Origin of the sequence: Vibrio owensii CAIM 1854 = LMG 25443 (genome assembly GCF_000817815.1) — a bacterium.
Classification (GTDB): Bacteria; Pseudomonadota; Gammaproteobacteria; order Enterobacterales; family Vibrionaceae; genus Vibrio; species Vibrio owensii.
The window spans coordinates 15,957-34,059 of sequence record NZ_JPRD01000052.1; the positions used below are offsets into that span (position 1 = coordinate 15,957).

An 18,103-nucleotide genomic window follows, 5' to 3' on the forward strand; every position below is an offset into this window, starting at 1 on the left:
TAAACACCAAAAATGAATATACATTCAACAATCTCGCATGTATATATTTTCTAATAAAAAAGTTGAGACCTGCGTTCACACTTTTCAGGCATAAAAAAACCAGCCCGAAGGCTGGTTTTCAATTTGGTATATCTAACAGGAAATTATTCCCATTCGATTGTCGCTGGCGGCTTACCAGAAATGTCGTAAACCACGCGAGAAATACCGTCAACTTCGTTGATGATACGGTTAGAAACCTTACCTAGGAAGTCGTATGGTAGGTGTGCCCAATGCGCAGTCATAAAGTCGATAGTTTCTACCGCACGTAGAGAGACAACCCAATCGTACTTACGACCATCGCCCATTACACCTACAGAACGAACTGGTAGGAATACCGTGAACGCTTGAGATACTTTGTTGTATAGGTCTGCAGCGTGCAGTTCTTCAATGAAGATAGCGTCTGCACGACGTAGCAAGTCACAGTACTCTTTCTTGATTTCACCAAGAACACGAACACCTAGACCAGGACCCGGGAATGGGTGACGGTAAAGCATGTTGTACGGAAGACCAAGCTCTAGACCGATCTTACGAACTTCATCTTTGAACAGCTCACGTAGTGGCTCAACAAGACCCATTTCCATATCATCTGGAAGACCGCCCACGTTGTGGTGTGATTTGATCACGTGCGCTTTACCAGTCTTAGATGCAGCAGATTCGATAACGTCTGGGTAAATCGTACCTTGAGCTAGCCATTTCGCGTTTTTCAGCTTCTTAGACTCTTCATCAAATACGTCTACGAATACGTGACCGATTGTCTTACGCTTCTCTTCTGGATCCGACTTGCCTTCAAGTGCTTTTAGGAAGCGGTCTTCAGCATCAACTTTAATGATGTTTAGGCCGAACTTGTCGCCAAACATATCCATTACTTGCTGACCTTCGTTTAGACGAAGAAGACCGTTATCTACGAACACACAAGTTAGCTTGTCGCCGATTGCACGGTGAACCAACATCGCTACTACCGATGAATCAACACCACCAGATAGACCTAGGATAACTTCGTCGTCACCCACTTGCTCTTTAATACGAGCAACTGCGTCTTCGATGATAGATTCAGAAGTCCATAGACGCTCACAGCCACATACGCCAAGAACGAAGTTCTCTAGCATTTGTAGGCCGCCTTTCGTGTGCGTTACTTCTGGGTGGAACTGAACGCCGTAGTATTTCTTCTCTTCGTTCGCCATCGCAGCGTACGGACATGTGTCTGTCTCACCGACTTTCACGAAGTCAGCAGGAATTTCTACTACTTTGTCACCGTGGCTCATCCACACGTCTTGAGTTAGCTCAAGATCTTTAAATAGTGCAGATTCACCAGAAACTTTAACTTGTGCGTAGCCGAATTCACGTTCTGTAGAACCCGCTACTTTACCACCTAGCTGCTCAGCCATAGTTTGCATGCCGTAACATACACCTAGTACTGGCACACCAGAGTCAAATACGTATTGAGGAGCGCGTGGAGAGTTATCTTCCGTTACGCTTTCTGGACCACCAGATAGGATGATACCGTCTGGATTGAATTCACGAATATCCGCTTCTTCAACGTCCCAGCTCCACAGTTCACAGTAAACACCGATTTCACGTACACGGCGCGCTACTAGCTGAGTGTACTGAGAACCGAAGTCCAAGATCAGAATACGTTGGTCATGAATATTTTTAGTCATTTTGAGCAGTCTTATAAGCTAGGTTATTAAAACGGAGGCGAGTGTACTCGCCTCTTATTAATGCTTCAAGGAAAAAAGCAAACGTTTACGTCGAGTGTATAGGTTTTATTTTTACAACAGTAAAAATTAACCGCGACGGTAGTTTGGAGCTTCCTTAGTGATTTGAACGTCGTGTACGTGTGATTCAGCCATGCCCGCACCTGAGATACGAACAAATTCAGCTTTAGTACGCATATCTTCAATCGTTGCAGAGCCAGTAAGACCCATGCTTGAACGTAGACCACCCATTTGCTGGTGTACGATTTCTTTTAGACGACCTTTGTATGCGATACGACCTTCGATACCTTCTGGTACTAGCTTGTCTGCTGCATTATCAGACTGGAAGTAACGGTCAGATGAACCTTGAGACATCGCACCAAGAGAGCCCATGCCACGGTAAGACTTGTAAGAACGACCGTTGTAAAGGATCACTTCACCCGGTGCTTCTTCTGTACCTGCGAACATTGAACCAACCATCACACAAGATGCGCCAGCCACGATTGCTTTACAGATGTCACCAGAGAAACGGATACCGCCGTCAGCGATAACTGGAATGCCGAATGAGTTCGCCACTTCTGCTGCGTCTGCGATTGCTGTTACTTGAGGAACACCAACACCCGTTACGATACGAGTTGTACAGATTGAACCAGGGCCGATACCCACTTTCACTGCGCTAACACCCGCTTCGATAAGTGCTTTAGCACCAGCACCTGTCGCAACGTTACCGCCGATGATGTCTAGATCTGGGTAAGCAGCGCGAGTTTCGCGGATACGGTTTAGTACACCTTCAGAGTGACCGTGTGAAGAGTCGATAAGTAGAACGTCAACGCCTGCTTCAACTAGAGCAGCAACACGCTCTTCGTTACCAGCGCCAGCACCAACGGCTGCGCCAACACGTAGACGACCGCGCTCATCTTTACATGCGTTTGGTTTACGTTCTGCTTTATGGAAGTCTTTCGCAGTGATCATACCGGTTAGTTGGAACTCATCGTTCACAACCAATACTTTCTCAACGCGTGCTTCGTGCATCTTCTCTTGCACTTCTTCACGTGTAGCACCTTCTTTTACTGCTGCAAGGTTTTCTTTTGCTGTCATTACTGAAGACACTTTCTTAGAAAGGTCAGTAACAAAGCGCACATCACGACCAGTGATAATGCCTACAAGCTCGTTGTTCTCTGTGATGACAGGGAAACCAGCGAAGCCGTGTTTTTCAGTCAGTGCAACCACGTCAGCGATAGTCGCTTCAGGGCTAACAGTTACTGGATCAGAAACGACACCAGCTTCAAACTTCTTAACTTTACGAACTTCAGCAGCTTGCTGCTCAATAGACATGTTTTTGTGGATAAAGCCAATGCCACCCTCTTGCGCTAGCGCGATAGCTAGACGAGCTTCAGTAACAGTGTCCATAGACGCTGAAATCATTGGGATGTTTAGGGTGATGTTCTTAGTCAACTGAGTGCGAAGATCAGCTGTGTTTGGGAGAACGGTGGAGTGAGCTGGCACGAGTAGTACGTCATCGAATGTCAGCGCTTCTTTGGCAATTCTTAGCATTTGCAATATCTCACAATTAGAGGAGTAAAAAGACAATCCAATCTCATCGTTTCGCATAATGAGGGTAACCAGTTTTAGGTTGTTGGCTACATTTGGATTAGATATTGCGGAGGGATTATACGGTTAACGCAATCGCTTGACCACAAATTTTTTAATTTTTTTCTTGCAATTACCCCCTTGATATGTATTATATTGCCGCTAATTTCCATACTCACGTCTACGGAATTAGCTGTGCTCTCCCAGACCAATCAAAACATCTTCACTGTTTCTCGTCTCAATGCCGAAGTGCGTCTGCTGCTCGAAAACGAAATGGGGATCGTCTGGCTTGTCGGAGAGATATCTAACTTCTCAGCTCCCGTCTCTGGTCACTGGTACCTCACTCTTAAAGATTCTCGCGCTCAAGTTAAATGTGCCATGTTCCGTGGCAACAATCGTCGCGTCACTTTCAAACCTGCAAACGGCAATCAAGTATTAGTTAAAGCACGTCTGTCTCTGTATGAGCCACGTGGTGACTATCAATTGATCATTGAAAGCATGCAGCCAGAAGGTGATGGTCGTCTGCAACAAGAGTTCGAAGCACTTAAGATGAAATTGGCAGCAGAAGGTTTGTTTGCTCAAACCAACAAGCAGCCTTTACCTGAGCACCCAAAACGCGTTGGTGTGATCACCTCAAAAACTGGTGCAGCACTGTACGACATCTTAGACGTATTGAAACGCCGTGATCCTTCCCTACCCGTGGTGGTTTACCCAACCATGGTGCAAGGTGAAGAAGCGGCCATTCAAATTGCGCAGGCAATCGGCCGTGCAAACAGTCGTGACGAATGTGATGTATTGATTGTTGGTCGTGGTGGCGGTTCGTTAGAAGACCTTTGGTGCTTTAACAACGAAATCCTTGCTCGCACTATTGCTGCAAGCCAAATTCCGATCATCAGTGCAGTTGGTCATGAGGTTGATGTGACAATTGCTGACTTTGTAGCGGACATGCGAGCGCCGACCCCATCAGCGGCGGCTGAATTGGTAAGCCGTGATAACAGCCACAAAGATCAAGCTTTGGTGACTCGCCAACATAAGCTAGCCAGTGCAATGCGTTACTACCTAGCGCAACAAAAACAGCAATCGGCTCAACTGATGCACCGCTTAGAGCGCCAGCATCCAAGCTATCAACTGCAGCGCCAGACGCAACAACTTGATGAGTTGGAGATGCGCCTACAACGCGCAATGCAACGATTCATCACAACTCGCCAACAAGCTGTTGAGCGTAAGCATCATCGCCTACAACTGAACTCACCAGTAAAACGCTTGGCTGAACAGAAGTCGAAGCTTGATCGAGTCGAGCAAAAATTGCTGGATGCGATGGACCGTAAGTTACTGACCATGCGCCATCAACTAGCAATCGCGGCAGAGAAGCTAGATACGGTAAGCCCACTGGCAACACTAAAACGTGGCTACTCGATCACTCAAACTGAGCAAGGCCAGGTTGTTACCCAAGCGAAAGATGTAAAAACGGGCGACGTTTTAGTCACCCGCTTATCTGATGGTGATCTTCGCTCTACCGTTAACTGACTTTTTGAAACTCAAATCGAACACGTGATTTCGATTTGAGTTCATTACAACTATTGCAGAAATAGTTCGCCGCACCACAAGCTTGTAGCTTTTCTAGTTCAGCGTCGCAATCTGGACAAAATCCCACTTTCTTATAATCCGACTCACATTGATTACAGTGGTATTGACCTGTCCACTCCAGCTCAATATCGCATGTTGGGCAAATATTCGGTTGCATGGTTACCCCTAAAAACTTCTATTTACTGACTCACAGTCTAATCATACGGCAATCTTGTGCTTTGATCTTAATCACACGCGTTTGGCACGCTTGTTTTGATACATCGCAACATCCGCTTTTTGAATAAGCTCTTGCAATACCGCACGCTCGCTCATGGTACTCCAAGCGGCACCTATACTGGCTTTTACTTTGTATTCCTCTAATTGGCATACTTGGTTAAGCTCTTGAACTAGACGGGTTGTAAAGTTTTGGTATGTATCTAAATCATGAAAGCAGCTGAAACCCACAAACTCATCGCCACCATAACGCCCTATCACTGAACATGAACGAAACGCTTGCTTTAAATGCTCAGCCACCAGCACCAAAACTTGGTCTCCGGTCTCATGCCCAAAGCGATCATTGATGTACTTAAACTCATCGATATCAACGAAAAAACATCCCACTACAGCACTTCGTGAACATTTGTGGTTGATCTTGTGATCGACTTCGGTCAAAAGCGCACGGCGGTTGAAGCAGTGCGTCAGTGGATCGCGACTGGCGTGAAAATGAAGTTGTTCTTCTAGGCGATACTTCTCTAAGGCTACCGCATACAAAGCGGCTAGCATTTCGAGCACTTCGAGTTCATAAGGATGAGGTTCAGAAGGTGTATTGCTGTAAATGGCAAATGTCCCAAGCACATGGCCATCCGAAGCAATAATAGGCACAGACCAGCATGCACGGAGTTGAGCTTGTTGAGTCAGCTCAAGGAAAGCGGCCCAGTTAGCGTGATGATCAATATCACTAACGACCACGGTTTGCTTTAAGAATGCAGCAGCGCCACATGAGCCAATATCAGGTCCAATAGGGACACCTTCAATCGCTTGATTGTAGAAATCAGGTAAGTGTGGGGCAAACTCCAAATGCAGTGTGTTGGTATCGGGGTGCAATCGTAAAATGGAAGCTTGCCTCTTCCCAAATAGGTGTTCACTTAACTTGATAACCTCATGGTTGAGGCTATCGCGTTCCATTCCCAGAGCAAGCTTACCTAAAAGACGATTGACTGCTCGGTGAGCATCTAACAGTCTATCTTTGTCCATTGTGGCATATTCATATCGTTATTATGTTAATTAGCCTGAAATATAATAAATCTATTAATATGACACAGGTAACTAACTCACATTATGCGCACGCGGCACTATAAAAGATCGAATGCTGATCTTCGGATATTTCCCTTTTGATCAGCGATCACCCCTTAAAAGAATATTTATATAACCACATACCGAAAGCATAAGTTACATATTCTGTCTCTCAATTTTAATCAGAACTAAAAACTACACTTTCGAGCAAAAAACCACGCAAACAGGATTTAATAAAAAGATCAGAATCCAAATTTAGCGTCTTACATCGGTGTGCATTTCGATAGTTTGTGAGTCTATTTCCACTAGTGTGACATGGATAGAACCGAAGTCACTCAAATGGCTCGCATGCGTTCCCCCACAAGGGATGACAGCGATTTCACCTTCACCTAAATCACATTGCCAATAACGTGAATCCGTGAGATGTTCCCCATGGCAATCGACAGTGATCGCAACGTCTCTTTTTAGCCAATCCCCCAACAGAACATTCACCTGTTGTTCGATGCTTTTTAGGTCAGACAGCATATCTGCACTGTTTAACCCTCTTTTGCGGAGTGTTTTACCTAAACGGTAGGTATCCAGACATTTATCTGGGGTAACAAAACTGGTTTCTTGCGCATAGCTGTTGAAATCGTAGTTACCATGCGGGTCTTTACGGTCAGCATCTTTACGCCAATAGTTCTGAGCCAGCACCTTATTGAGTGCAAGGTATGCAATGTGTCCTGCGCTATGACCACGACTTAGAGACAGTTGGTATTCTTTATCCACTTCCAGCAACGCAATATCACCAACACCAAACGTATCGGTGAATGGCAAGACATGCACGACAACAAACGCCCACCCTTCCGTATCACGTTTTACCGGAATAGCTTGGCCAACATATAACTCTCCGCTTGCTAGTTCTACAGCCCCCACTTGGCAGTCAACCACATCAAAGCTCTTACCATTCACCGTCATCGTGCCTTTATCTGCTGGGTGATCAGGCCAAATATGGCTAACGGGATGAAAAGGCGTGACATCAGTAACAACGTGGGTAGCTTCTGATGTAGATTGAACAAATTGTACGTGCGCCTCTAACTGCCAAGTTTGATGACAGAAACGCGTCTTGGTTGCTGTGATTGTCATGTGTTGATTACTTCTTATGAAAGCTTTGAATAAAAAAATACCCAAGTCGAAACTTGGGTATTCATAAAATCTTAGGCGATTACTTGTTGCGGTTCTTCACTGCAGACATCATACGTTTGCGCTTACGCTCTTGAGAAAGAGTCAGCTTGCCACCACGGTTTTCGTACGGGTTATCGCTGTTCTGGAAGTTAATACGGATTGGTGTACCCATGATTTCCAGAGACTTACGGAAGTAGTTCATCAAGTAACGCTTGTACGAATCAGGTAGATCGCGAACCATGTTACCGTGAACAACCACGATTGGTGGGTTGTAACCACCCGCGTGTGCGTATTTAAGCTTAATACGACGGCCACGAACCATAGGCGGTTGGTGATCGTCTGTTGCCATCTTCATGATACGAGTAAGAACAGATGTACCTACACGTGTCGTTGCCGACTTGTACGCTTCTTGAATCGATTCGAACAAGTGACCAACGCCTGTACCGTGAAGCGCAGAGATAAAGTGAATACGTGCAAAATCAACGAAACCTAAACGGCGGTCGAGCTCTTTCTTCACGTTCTCTTTTACATCGTTATCCAGACCATCCCACTTGTTTACTGCTAGTACGATTGAGCGACCAGCGTTCAATGCGAAGCCAAGTAGGCTTAAATCTTGGTCAGAAATGTTTTCACGAGCGTCGATAACCAATAGAACCACGTTTGCGTCTTCTACGGCTTTCAGCGTTTTAACAACAGAGAATTTCTCTACTGTTTCATTGATACGACCACGACGACGTACACCTGCAGTATCGATGAGAACATACTCACGACCATCACGCTCCATTGGGATATAGATTGAATCACGTGTTGTTCCTGGCATGTCGTATACCACAACGCGTTCTTCACCAAGGATACGGTTAGTCAGTGTTGATTTACCAACGTTTGGACGACCGATAATAGCCAGTTTGATTGGCTGGTCTTGCAAACGCTTGAACTCAGCTTCTGCGTCTTCTTCGGTGTAATCTTCAACCGCTAGCTCTTCATCTTCGAATTCAGTCAGATCTTCAATCTCACCTTCTTCAGATTCACTTGCCAGTAGATCATCAAAGAATGGCGCTAGAGCGCGCTCAAGTAGCGCAGTTACACCACGACCGTGTGCTGCTGCGATCTGGTACATGTCGTCAACACCAAGTTGCCAGAAATCGGCACAAGCGGCGTCAGCATCAATACCATCAATCTTGTTTACCACCAGCATTGCTGGCTTTTCGATTTTGCGCAGGTGCGCTGCAATCGCTTCATCCGATGGCGTTAATCCAGCACGGCCATCAACAAGGAATAGCACAACATCAGCTTCATCAATCGCTGCTAACGATTGCTGTGCCATTTTTGTTTCTACGCCTTCTTCTGTGCCATCAATACCACCGGTATCAATAACGATAAATTCGTGTTCTTCACCAAGACGAGCTTGGCCATATTTACGGTCTCGCGTTAGGCCAGGGAAGTCCGCAACCAACGCGTCACGTGTGCGTGTCAATCGGTTAAATAGTGTAGATTTACCTACGTTCGGACGCCCTACTAGAGCAACAACAGGTACCATAACAACCTCTACAATAATCTTTCTTCTGTAGTTATAGGTAACGACTTGCTTGATGCCAAATCAAACCAGCTTTTTACCTATAACCACGTCAGGAATAACGGTTAATAAATAATAATTTCAAACAACAAAACGGCTCCTAACTGTTACCAGCCAGGAGCCGAATGTGAATTATATCACGATATTATTCGTTAATGGTTAGTTTCTTTACATCGCCATTGCGAGTGGTAATCACGTAACCATCAGACAACAACGTCGGGCCAACAGCAAAACCACTGTCATCGACGTATTGTTGTGCAACGAATTCGCCCGTTGAGCGATCGATCCAGTGTAGGTAACCCAATGTATCACCTACCACTAGGTAGTTATCGACGATAACTGGCGCTGTAAGCTGACGGTATTCCAGCTTGCTGTTTTCCCACAACTCTGTACCGCTACGAGCATCGACAGCCACGACATGATCTTTCTCGGTGATCACGAAGATACGGCTGCCATCTGTCGCGATATCGTTCGCAGATGAGTAGTTACGTTTCCAGATTGGGTTTGCGCTGCGCAAATCGATAGCGATAAGCTGACCGTTATAACCCACGGTGAAAAGAGTGCCTCCCAGTACAATCGGTGAAGAGTCTACATCGACAAGGCGATCAATTTCGGTCGCACCTTTTGGTGTACCTACTGGTTGTTGCCAAATCAATTGACCACGTTCAACAATCACCGCCGCTAGTCGTCCATTTGCCGTACCCCAGAAAACACCACCACCAATCGCTGTCGGAGTACTATCACCGCGCAACGTTAGGTTTGGAACTTCAGTGCTCAATGCCCAGCGCTGTTCACCTGATGCTTCATCCAGTGCAATCAACATACCGCGACTGGTGTTCACGATGATCATGCCTGAGTCAGCAACTGGTCTCGCCAGCACTTCACCACCGACTTCAATACGCCAGTTGATTTCACCTGTTTCTTGGTCAAGTGCAATCACTTCGCCATTTTCAGAGCCGATGTAAAGGTTACCGTAAGCGGCAGTAATACCACCAGAAAGACGTGCAATCACATCTTCTTCTAGATCGGTTTGCCACTTTTGCTTGCCATCTTCTGGATCCAGCGCTTTCACTAGACCATCACGGCTTGCAACGAACAAGGTATCATTTGCTACAACAGGCGACAGTTTTGAGAAGTAATGACCTACACCATCACCAATCGATGCTGTCCATTTCGCACTTGGCGTAAACTCACTGTCTACCTGAGGTAGTGGAGCCATAACGATAGTATCTTCTTCGCTAGCACAACCAGCTAGAATTCCCACCGTCAATGCCCCTAATAAGGCTTTCTTAAAGACTCTTTTCATCCAATGCGGTCCTTATTTCGCCAGGTCGTCCAATTTCATTTGTAGCGTTGGGCTAGCATCTGCAGCTTGCTGAGCTTCAGTGTACGCCGCGTATGCTGCTTCTTTGTCACCTTGACGAAGAGCGATATCACCACGCTGTTCAGCAATACGACCAGTCCATGCTGCATCTGTCACTTTATCTAGTTCAGCGTTTGCTGCGTCAAAGTTGCCCATTTCAGCTTCAATGCGCGCAATACGGTAGCTAATAAGTGGAGATAGCGCGGCATCTTTGGTGTTGCTTTGAGCCCACTTCAGTTGCTCAAGTGCTGCTGAAAGATCTTTCGCATCCACTTGTACTTTTGCTAGCTGAAGTGCTGCAAGTACTGAGTACTCTTTAACTTCGTTTGAATCGATGAACGCTTGAATGTCCGCTTGTGCGTCTGCACCTTTGGTTTGAAGAGCGTTCATTACTGTTGTGTAGCTTTGAGAAGCTGCTTCACTCGCCTGAATCACAGAATCCTGGTAGTAACGCCAGCCAAATAGACCACCTAAACCAACAACCGCACCGATGATGACGGCTTTACCGTTTTCCTTCCACCAGTCTTTAATGGCTTCAACTTGTTGTTCTTCAGTATCGTAAAGTTCCACTTCCTGTCCTCTTAAAACATGTAAATGGCAGCGAGGCTGCCATTGTCCCTATTTCGTCGAAAGGCTCCTATCTTGGGAGCCTTGGTATTACGAATTAGGATTTAATCTTTAGCTTATTAAAAGACTTAAATCAGTGCTGCGATCTTCTCAGCAACTTCTGCTTGGTTGTAAGTCTCTTGCTCACCACCCACCAAGTCTTTTAGTACTACGATGTTTTCTGCAACTTCATTTTCGCCCAGAACCAATGCTACTACAGCACCAACTTTATCTGCGCGCTTAAACTGTTTCTTGAAGTTACCGCCACCGAAGTGACTCATAACACGAACGCCTGGAATAGCTTCACGAAGCTGTTCTGCTAGCTTCATACCAACCATCATTGTGCCTTCGCCTGCTGTCACAACGTAAACATCTACACTGCGACGAACGTCTGTTAGCTCTAGTGTTTCTAGCATCAGAACAAGACGCTCTAGACCCATAGCAAAGCCAACTGCTGGTGTTGCACTACCACCCAATTGTTCTACAAGACCGTCGTAACGACCACCGCCACATACTGTGCCTTGAGCACCTAGGCTCTCAGTGATCCACTCAAATACTGTACGGTTGTAGTAATCCAGACCACGAACTAGACGCTCGTTAACTGTGTATTCGATACCTGCAGCGTCTAAAAGTTCACATAGACCTGCGAAGTGTGCTTTAGATTCTTCACCTAAGTACTCAGAAAGACGAGGTGCATCACCTAAAATAGCCTGAACGTCAGGGTTCTTCGTATCCAGAACTCGCAGTGGGTTCGTGTGCATGCGACGCTTACAATCTTCGTCTAGCACATCGATATGTTGCTCAAGGAATGCAACCAATGCCGTGCGGTAGTCTGCGCGATCTTCTTGAGAACCGATAGAGTTAAGCTCAAGACGAACATGTTCATTGATACCCAGTTCACGCCATAGACGTGCTGTCATCATGATAAGCTCAGCATCAACATCTGGACCATTTAGACCGAACACCTCAACACCACACTGGTGGAATTGACGGTAACGACCTTTCTGCGGACGCTCATGGCGGAACATAGGGCCCATGTACCATAGACGTTGTTCGTCACGGTTAATCAGGCTGTTTTGAATACATGCACGTACACAACCCGCCGTACCTTCAGGACGAAGTGTTAGGCTGTCTCCGTTACGATCGTCAAAGGTGTACATTTCTTTTGAAACAACGTCTGTCTCTTCACCAACTGCGCGGCTGAATAGGTTTGTTTCTTCAACGATTGGCATGCGCACTTCGTTGTAGCCGTATGCGCTCACAGTGCTTTTCACTGCGTTTTCAAGTTTCTGCCACAGCGGAGACTGAGTTGGAAGGCAGTCGTTCATGCCTCGGATTGCTTGGATTTTCTTTGCCACAATTATTACCGTCGCTTAGTAACCCGAGCACACTTAGTGTGCCCAAGCTATGAGATTAATCTTCTTGTTTGATTTCGATGCGGTTAGCTTGGTCTAATACAGACGCTTTCGCACGGATTTTCGCTTCTAGCTGGTTCACTAGATCATCGTTGTCGAAACGCTCTTTCTGACGTTTGCCGTCTTCGTAGAATGCGCTCTTCTTATTACTGCCTGCTAGACCTAGGTGTGAAACCTCAGCTTCACCAGGGCCATTTACGACACAGCCGATAATAGACACATCCATAGGTGTGATGATGTCTTCTAGGCGCTCTTCCAGTGCGTTTACTGTATTAATCACGTCGAATTCCTGACGTGAACAGCTTGGACAAGCAATAAAGTTGATACCACGTGAGCGAATACGCAGAGACTTAAGAATATCAAAGCCAACTTTGATCTCTTCTACCGGATCTGCCGCCAACGAGATACGTAGCGTATCACCGATGCCTTCAGCCAAAAGCATGCCAAGACCAACCGATGACTTCACAGCACCCGCTCTTGCACCACCTGCTTCGGTGATACCAAGGTGTAGTGGCTGGTCAATCTGTTTTGCCAATAGGCGGTATGAATCCACCGCAAGGAATACATCCGACGCTTTCACACTGACTTTGAACTGGTCAAAGTTAAGACGGTCTAGATGATCCACGTGACGCATCGCCGACTCTACCAATGCTTCTGGCGTTGGCTCACCGTATTTCATCTGCAGATCTTTTTCCAAAGAGCCGCCGTTAACACCAATACGGATTGGGATGTTTTTGTCACGGGCACAATCAACAACCGAGCGAATACGCTCTTCGTTACCGATGTTGCCTGGGTTAATGCGCAAACAGTCGACACCGTACTCCGCCACTTTCAAAGCGATACGATAGTCGAAGTGGATGTCCGCCACTAGGGGAACAGACACTTGCTGTTTGATGAGCTTAAAGGCTTCCGCAGCATCCATGGTAGGGACAGAAACACGTACAATGTCTGCACCCACTTTTTCTAATGCTCGGATTTGTGCGACTGTGGCTTCCACATCAGTCGTGCGAGTGTTTGTCATTGACTGTACTGCAATTGGTGCACCATCACCAATTGGCACATCACCCACATAAATACGCGTCGATTTACGACGAATAATTGGAGATTCGTGTTGCATAATATTTATAACGGTAAAGTGAATCTAGCTACTTTGCCTGAAGTATACCCAGAAAGGTCGACAGGTTCACTTGCAAATGTCATTGTTACGCCTTCAGGTGCGCCTAATATCACTTTAAAAGGTGCTTTTCCGGCAAGTTCTACGTCTTGACCCGGTTTACGAGTACCGCTAACCAAAGTTTTGCCGTTTGCATCTTTTACTTGAATCCAACAGTCTGCTTTGAACTTCATCGTTAGCAGCGTCATACCTTCTGGTACAACCGGAGCCGCAGGCTCTTCTGTTTCTTGTGCATCCTCAATCACCGCTACTGGTTCTTGAGCCGCTTCCTCAGTCACTTCTTCTGTCGCGGCAGCAACAGGCTCAGTTACATCACCTGCAGCGCTCATTGCTGTATCCGCTTGAGAAACCACAGCTGGCGCAGCCGATACAGGTGCAATCTCTGCAGGCGTGCTTGCGATAAGTTCATCTGCGCTCATCTGATCGATGTCAGCGTCATCAGCAACTTGTTCTGTTTCTGCGGTCTCTGCACTTAACTGAGCAAGACTGTTCTCTTGTTGATTTTGCCACCACCACGCACCAGAAATACCAGTGATAACGATCGCAATCGCCCAAGTTAACAGCATTATGCGGCTGTTATGTTTCTCGTGTTTAGTTTTACGAGAGAAGCTCTGCATTTCTGTTTCTTGTGGCTTAACATGCACTTCAGATGTTTGCTCTAAAGCTGCCAAAACAATCTTTTCATCGAGACCAACGAGTTTTGCATATGAACGCAAATAGCCACGAGTGAACGTGGTGACTTGTTGTTCCTCAAATCGATTGTTTTCAATATCTTCAATAACAGAAACGCGAAGTCTAAGGCGATCAGCAACGTGCTTCTGAGTCATGCCTAGAGATTCGCGTTTGTTTTTTAGCAACGTGCCTGCTTCCATCGAAAGCGGCACTTCATTGGTTTTTTCGTGTTCTGTCATAATGGCGGTATTTAATCTGTTTGGTGGCTAACACGGTTATTTATTTTCGTTTTTGTTCTAATCAAGCCTAACTTAAAGATAGCTAGCCTAAACGTGTTAACCAAAATAATCTTTTAGAAATTCTCAGTGTACAAAGTAAGAATGCTCGTTTTGCAATGGTTCAGCAAAGCGTATTGGAAAAAATACTGAGAATTGTCAGTGTCGTAGTTATATTTCACTTACCATGATAAGCGAATGTTTAACGAAGACAAAAACTCTTTGCTCTCAAATTAACAGATAGCTCAAGCTTTTGTCCAAAAATTGACACAACAAAACGAAATTAGCGCCAATAAGTCTGTAACCATCGGATTACAATTCACACGTGACAAACAAAATAGCCAGAGCATAAGGCTCTGGCTATTTTTTCTATTCTCTGTGAATTACACCGCTTTCACGTCAATGGTTTCTGCACCACGTGCCGCTTTTAGCGCTGCTGTACGTTTGGTTCGGTCAATAACATCACCGACTAACTGACCACACGCAGCATCAATATCATCACCACGTGTTTTACGAACCGTTACGGTGTGGTCATATTGCATCAATGTTTTTTGGAAACGGTCAATACGTGAGTTACTTGGTTTCTTGTAAGGAGAACCTGGGTACGGGTTAAACGGAATCAGGTTGATCTTACATGGCGTATCTTTCATTAGCTCCGCCAACTCACGTGCGTGGTCCATGTCATCGTTCACATGATCAAGCAGAACGTACTCAACCGTTACTTTACCGCGGTTCGCATTTGAAGACGCAATGTAACGACGTACAGATGCTAGGAAATCTTGGATATCCCAACGGTCGTTGATTGGCATGATTTCACTACGCAGCTTATCGTTTGGCGCATGTAGAGAGATCGCCAATGCGACGTCAATCTTACCTGTCATCTGATCAAGACCAGAAACCACACCTGAAGTTGATACAGTAACGCGACGCTTAGAAAGACCGAAACCAAGATCATCAAGCATGATTTCAAGCGCAGGAATAAGGTTCTTCATGTTAAGAAGTGGCTCACCCATACCCATCATCACGACGTTAGTGATTGGACGACGACCGGTTTCTTTTTGCAAACCGATTTCACGCGCAGCACGCCATACCTGACCGATGATTTCAGATACTTTTAGGTTACGGTTGAAGCCTTGTTGAGCAGTTGAGCAGAACTTACATTCCAATGCACAACCTACCTGAGAAGACACACACAATGTCGCGCGATCATCTTCTGGGATGTAGACCGTTTCTACGTCTTGATCGCCCACTTTCATCGCCCACTTAATCGTGCCGTCTGAAGAGTGTTGCGCTTCTGCTACCGTCGGTGCTTTGATTTCACACTTGTGTTGCAGTTTTTCACGTAGCTTCTTGTTGATGTTCGTCATATTGTCGAAGTCATCAACACCGAAATGGTAGATCCACTTCATAACCTGATCCGCACGGAACGCTTTTTCGCCTAGCTCTTCCGCGAAAAATTGACGCATGCCTTTGCGATCAAAGTCGAGTAGATTGATTTTTTCAGTGGTCATGTTGCCTCTCAATGACTGAAACAAGAATAAGGGCGCGAATTGTACAGCCTTTATGCAGTCACAACAAGGGTTCTAAAACCTTGAGTTTGCTAAGGCATTAAAATCTTAATGATTAAATTTTAGCCAACAATTTATCACCCTTTCCCACTGGCAAGCAGATAATAAAAAGCCCCGGAAAAGTCCGAGGCTTAAAAATCAAATTAATACAAGATTAGCGAGGGCAAATCTCTGACTCTGGGAAAAAGTACTCGATTTCACGAGCTGCTGATTCTGGGCTGTCTGAACCATGAACAGAGTTATGACGCATGCTCAGTGCGTAATCCGCACGGATTGTACCGCATGCCGCTTCTTCTGGGTTTGTTTTACCCATAAGCTCACGGTAACGAGCGATGGCATCTTCACCTTCAAGAACCTGAACCATGATAGGACCAGATGTCATGAACTCTTTCAGTGCTGGGAAAAAAGGTTTGCCTTCATGTTCTGCGTAAAAACCGCTCGCCTGTTCTTCTGTCAGATGAACCATTTTTGCAGCAACGATACGTAGACCTGCTTTCTCAATGCGGTGGTAAATTTCACCAATCAGATTGCGTTCTACAGCGTCAGGCTTAACAATTGAAAACGTTCTTTCTAGAGCCATAAGGTTTCCTTTTTGTACTTGTAATAATAGTTTTATATGAGTGACTTGCGTCTCTCTTAGTTATACCAGTACAGACAGGGTGTCTGCACTGGTAAAAGTCTTATTTTGCGGCTTGTTCGTTCAGGAAACGAGCAAGTGTGCGAACACCCATGCCTGTCGCACCTGCCGCCCACTTATCAGACGCTGACTTACGGTACGTACCTGCGCAATCGAAGTGCAACCAACCTTTCTTGTAGTCTTCAACGAAGTAAGACAAGAATGCCGCAGCTGTACTTGCGCCTGGCGAGTAATCACCAGAGCTGATGTTAGATAGGTCAGCAAAGTTTGATGGCAGCATGCCACGGTGGAAATCAGCAAGAGGCAGTGGCCATAGGCCTTCTTTCTCTTGGTTCGCCGCCGTTAGCGCTTGGTGTGAAAGCTCATCATCAAAGCTCATTAGTGCATGGTAGTCATTACCCAGTGCATTCTTTGCTGCGCCCGTTAGGGTTGCACAGTCAATGATCAGCTCAGGGTTTTGTTCACTTGCGTAGATAAGACCATCAGCAAGAACTAAACGACCTTCTGCGTCGGTGTTCATGATCTCAACGGTCTTTCCGTTTTTGTATGTGATGATGTCGCCAAGTTTAAGTGCACGACCAGAAACCATGTTCTCCGCACAACAAAGGATCAGCTTCACACGCTTATTAAGACCACGAAGAATAGCAAGACCAAGACCGCCAGTAATCGTACCTGAACCGCCCATATCCGCTTTCATTGCTGTCATGAAGTTTGATGGCTTAAGGCTGTAACCGCCTGAATCAAAGGTAATACCTTTACCAACAAGACACGCAAATACTGGTGCGTTTTCATCACCTGTTGGGTTGTAATCAAGTTGCAGCATCGCCGATGTGCGCTCAGAGCCACGACCTACTGCGTAAATGCCTTCCCAACCTTCTGAAAGCAGATCTTTATCTTTAACGATACGAGCCGTTACTGTGCCTTGTGGTGCGATTGATTTGATGAATTCAGCCGCCATGGTTGCCAATTGACGTGGCGCCACTTCTTCAGCTGTTTTGTTGATGATATCGCGAGTAAAGTCCGTAGAGGTGATACGAGCGTGTAGCTCTGCTTGGTCTTGCTCAGAAAGCTCAACCCACTCTAGCGTACCGTGTTTTTTCGGGTTGCGGTAACCTTGGTGGAATGCCCAAACGCTCTCCAAATCCCAGTTGTCACCAGCAAGTAAAATTGAACGAATTCCTTGGCCATCGAGTTGACGCGCTGCACGTTGAATCGCACCAAGATCGTGACCTTCACCTAGGTGAATGGTTGTGCCATTCTCAGCGAAAGAAAGCAGTGCTTTGTCGCCCCAATGTGGTGCCGCTGGTTCTTGGCTAAGAAATACAGACATCTGTGTAGACATGGTTTCTCCTTGTCTTATAACGGCGTTGCCTACGCCTCTTCTTTTTTGATAACTAACGGATGTTAGCATTATGTAGGGTAAAAATGTCAACTTGATAAAAAAACGGACCTAAAGGTCCGCTTTTTTTAGTGA

At 45.9% G+C, this 18,103-nt stretch carries 15 protein-coding genes; 1 reads left to right on the forward strand and 14 read right to left on the reverse strand.

Going from position 1 to position 18,103, the window contains the following annotated elements; all coding sequences use genetic code 11:
- Positions 1–143: 143 nt before the first annotated feature.
- Together guaA and guaB are read right to left on the reverse strand one after the other, a co-directional pair.
- Positions 144–1,697: a glutamine-hydrolyzing GMP synthase gene (guaA, locus tag H735_RS23910; protein WP_005440283.1), complete on the reverse strand. Its 1,554-nt coding sequence runs from the start codon at positions 1,695–1,697 to the stop codon at positions 144–146.
- Between the two features lie 126 nt (positions 1,698–1,823).
- Complete coding sequence (gene guaB / locus H735_RS23915; protein WP_005447694.1) at positions 1,824–3,287, reverse strand: IMP dehydrogenase; 1,464 nt, start codon at positions 3,285–3,287, stop codon at positions 1,824–1,826.
- A 231-nt stretch (positions 3,288–3,518) separates the two neighbouring features.
- Between guaB and xseA the strand changes: the two genes are divergently transcribed.
- Complete coding sequence (gene xseA, locus H735_RS23920; protein ID WP_020194991.1) at positions 3,519–4,850, forward strand: exodeoxyribonuclease VII large subunit; 1,332 nt, start codon at positions 3,519–3,521, stop codon at positions 4,848–4,850.
- Here xseA and H735_RS30450 read toward each other — a convergent pair.
- The 12 genes from H735_RS30450 to pepB all read right to left on the reverse strand — a co-directional run bounded on the left by H735_RS30450 (position 4,843) and on the right by pepB (position 17,971).
- A complete protein-coding gene (locus tag H735_RS30450) occupies positions 4,843–5,067 on the reverse strand; it encodes a zinc ribbon domain-containing protein (RefSeq protein WP_033006191.1) in 225 nt (74 codons plus the stop codon). The genes xseA and H735_RS30450 overlap by 8 nt on opposite strands.
- A 71-nt stretch (positions 5,068–5,138) precedes the next feature.
- On the reverse strand, positions 5,139–6,143 hold the full coding sequence (locus tag H735_RS23925; RefSeq protein ID WP_020194990.1) for a GGDEF domain-containing protein: 1,005 nt from the start codon (positions 6,141–6,143) through the stop codon (positions 5,139–5,141).
- Positions 6,144–6,437: 294 nt separating this feature from the next.
- Positions 6,438–7,307, reverse strand: a complete 870-nt coding sequence (locus H735_RS23930) for an alanyl-tRNA editing protein (RefSeq protein WP_020194989.1) — start codon at positions 7,305–7,307, stop codon at positions 6,438–6,440.
- A gap of 79 nt (positions 7,308–7,386) precedes the next feature.
- Entirely contained in the window at positions 7,387–8,883 is a 1,497-nt protein-coding gene (gene der / locus H735_RS23935) for a ribosome biogenesis GTPase Der (protein WP_005440296.1), read from the reverse strand.
- A gap of 181 nt (positions 8,884–9,064) precedes the next feature.
- Entirely contained in the window at positions 9,065–10,225 is a 1,161-nt protein-coding gene (bamB, locus tag H735_RS23940; RefSeq protein ID WP_020194988.1) for an outer membrane protein assembly factor BamB, read from the reverse strand.
- Positions 10,226–10,237: 12 nt separating this feature from the next.
- Positions 10,238–10,852 (reverse strand): YfgM family protein, encoded by a 615-nt coding sequence (locus H735_RS23945; RefSeq protein WP_005440307.1) that lies wholly within the window; start codon positions 10,850–10,852, stop codon positions 10,238–10,240.
- Positions 10,853–10,977: 125 nt separating this feature from the next.
- Positions 10,978–12,246 carry a histidine--tRNA ligase gene (gene hisS, locus H735_RS23950; protein ID WP_020194987.1) on the reverse strand — a complete coding sequence of 423 codons (1,269 nt, stop codon included), beginning with the start codon at positions 12,244–12,246 and terminating at the stop codon, positions 10,978–10,980.
- Between the two features lie 55 nt (positions 12,247–12,301).
- Positions 12,302–13,420: a flavodoxin-dependent (E)-4-hydroxy-3-methylbut-2-enyl-diphosphate synthase gene (ispG, locus tag H735_RS23955; protein WP_020194986.1), complete on the reverse strand. Its 1,119-nt coding sequence runs from the start codon at positions 13,418–13,420 to the stop codon at positions 12,302–12,304.
- Positions 13,421–13,425: 5 nt separating this feature from the next.
- A complete protein-coding gene (gene rodZ / locus H735_RS23960) occupies positions 13,426–14,388 on the reverse strand; it encodes a cytoskeleton protein RodZ (RefSeq protein WP_020194985.1) in 963 nt (320 codons plus the stop codon).
- A gap of 419 nt (positions 14,389–14,807) precedes the next feature.
- A complete protein-coding gene (gene rlmN / locus H735_RS23965) occupies positions 14,808–15,935 on the reverse strand; it encodes a dual-specificity RNA methyltransferase RlmN (RefSeq protein WP_009697672.1) in 1,128 nt (375 codons plus the stop codon).
- Between the two features lie 211 nt (positions 15,936–16,146).
- Positions 16,147–16,572, reverse strand: a complete 426-nt coding sequence (ndk, locus tag H735_RS23970) for a nucleoside-diphosphate kinase (RefSeq protein ID WP_005440311.1) — start codon at positions 16,570–16,572, stop codon at positions 16,147–16,149.
- Between the two features lie 100 nt (positions 16,573–16,672).
- On the reverse strand, positions 16,673–17,971 hold the full coding sequence (gene pepB / locus H735_RS23975) for an aminopeptidase PepB (RefSeq protein ID WP_009705579.1): 1,299 nt from the start codon (positions 17,969–17,971) through the stop codon (positions 16,673–16,675).
- Positions 17,972–18,103: the final 132 nt, after the last annotated feature.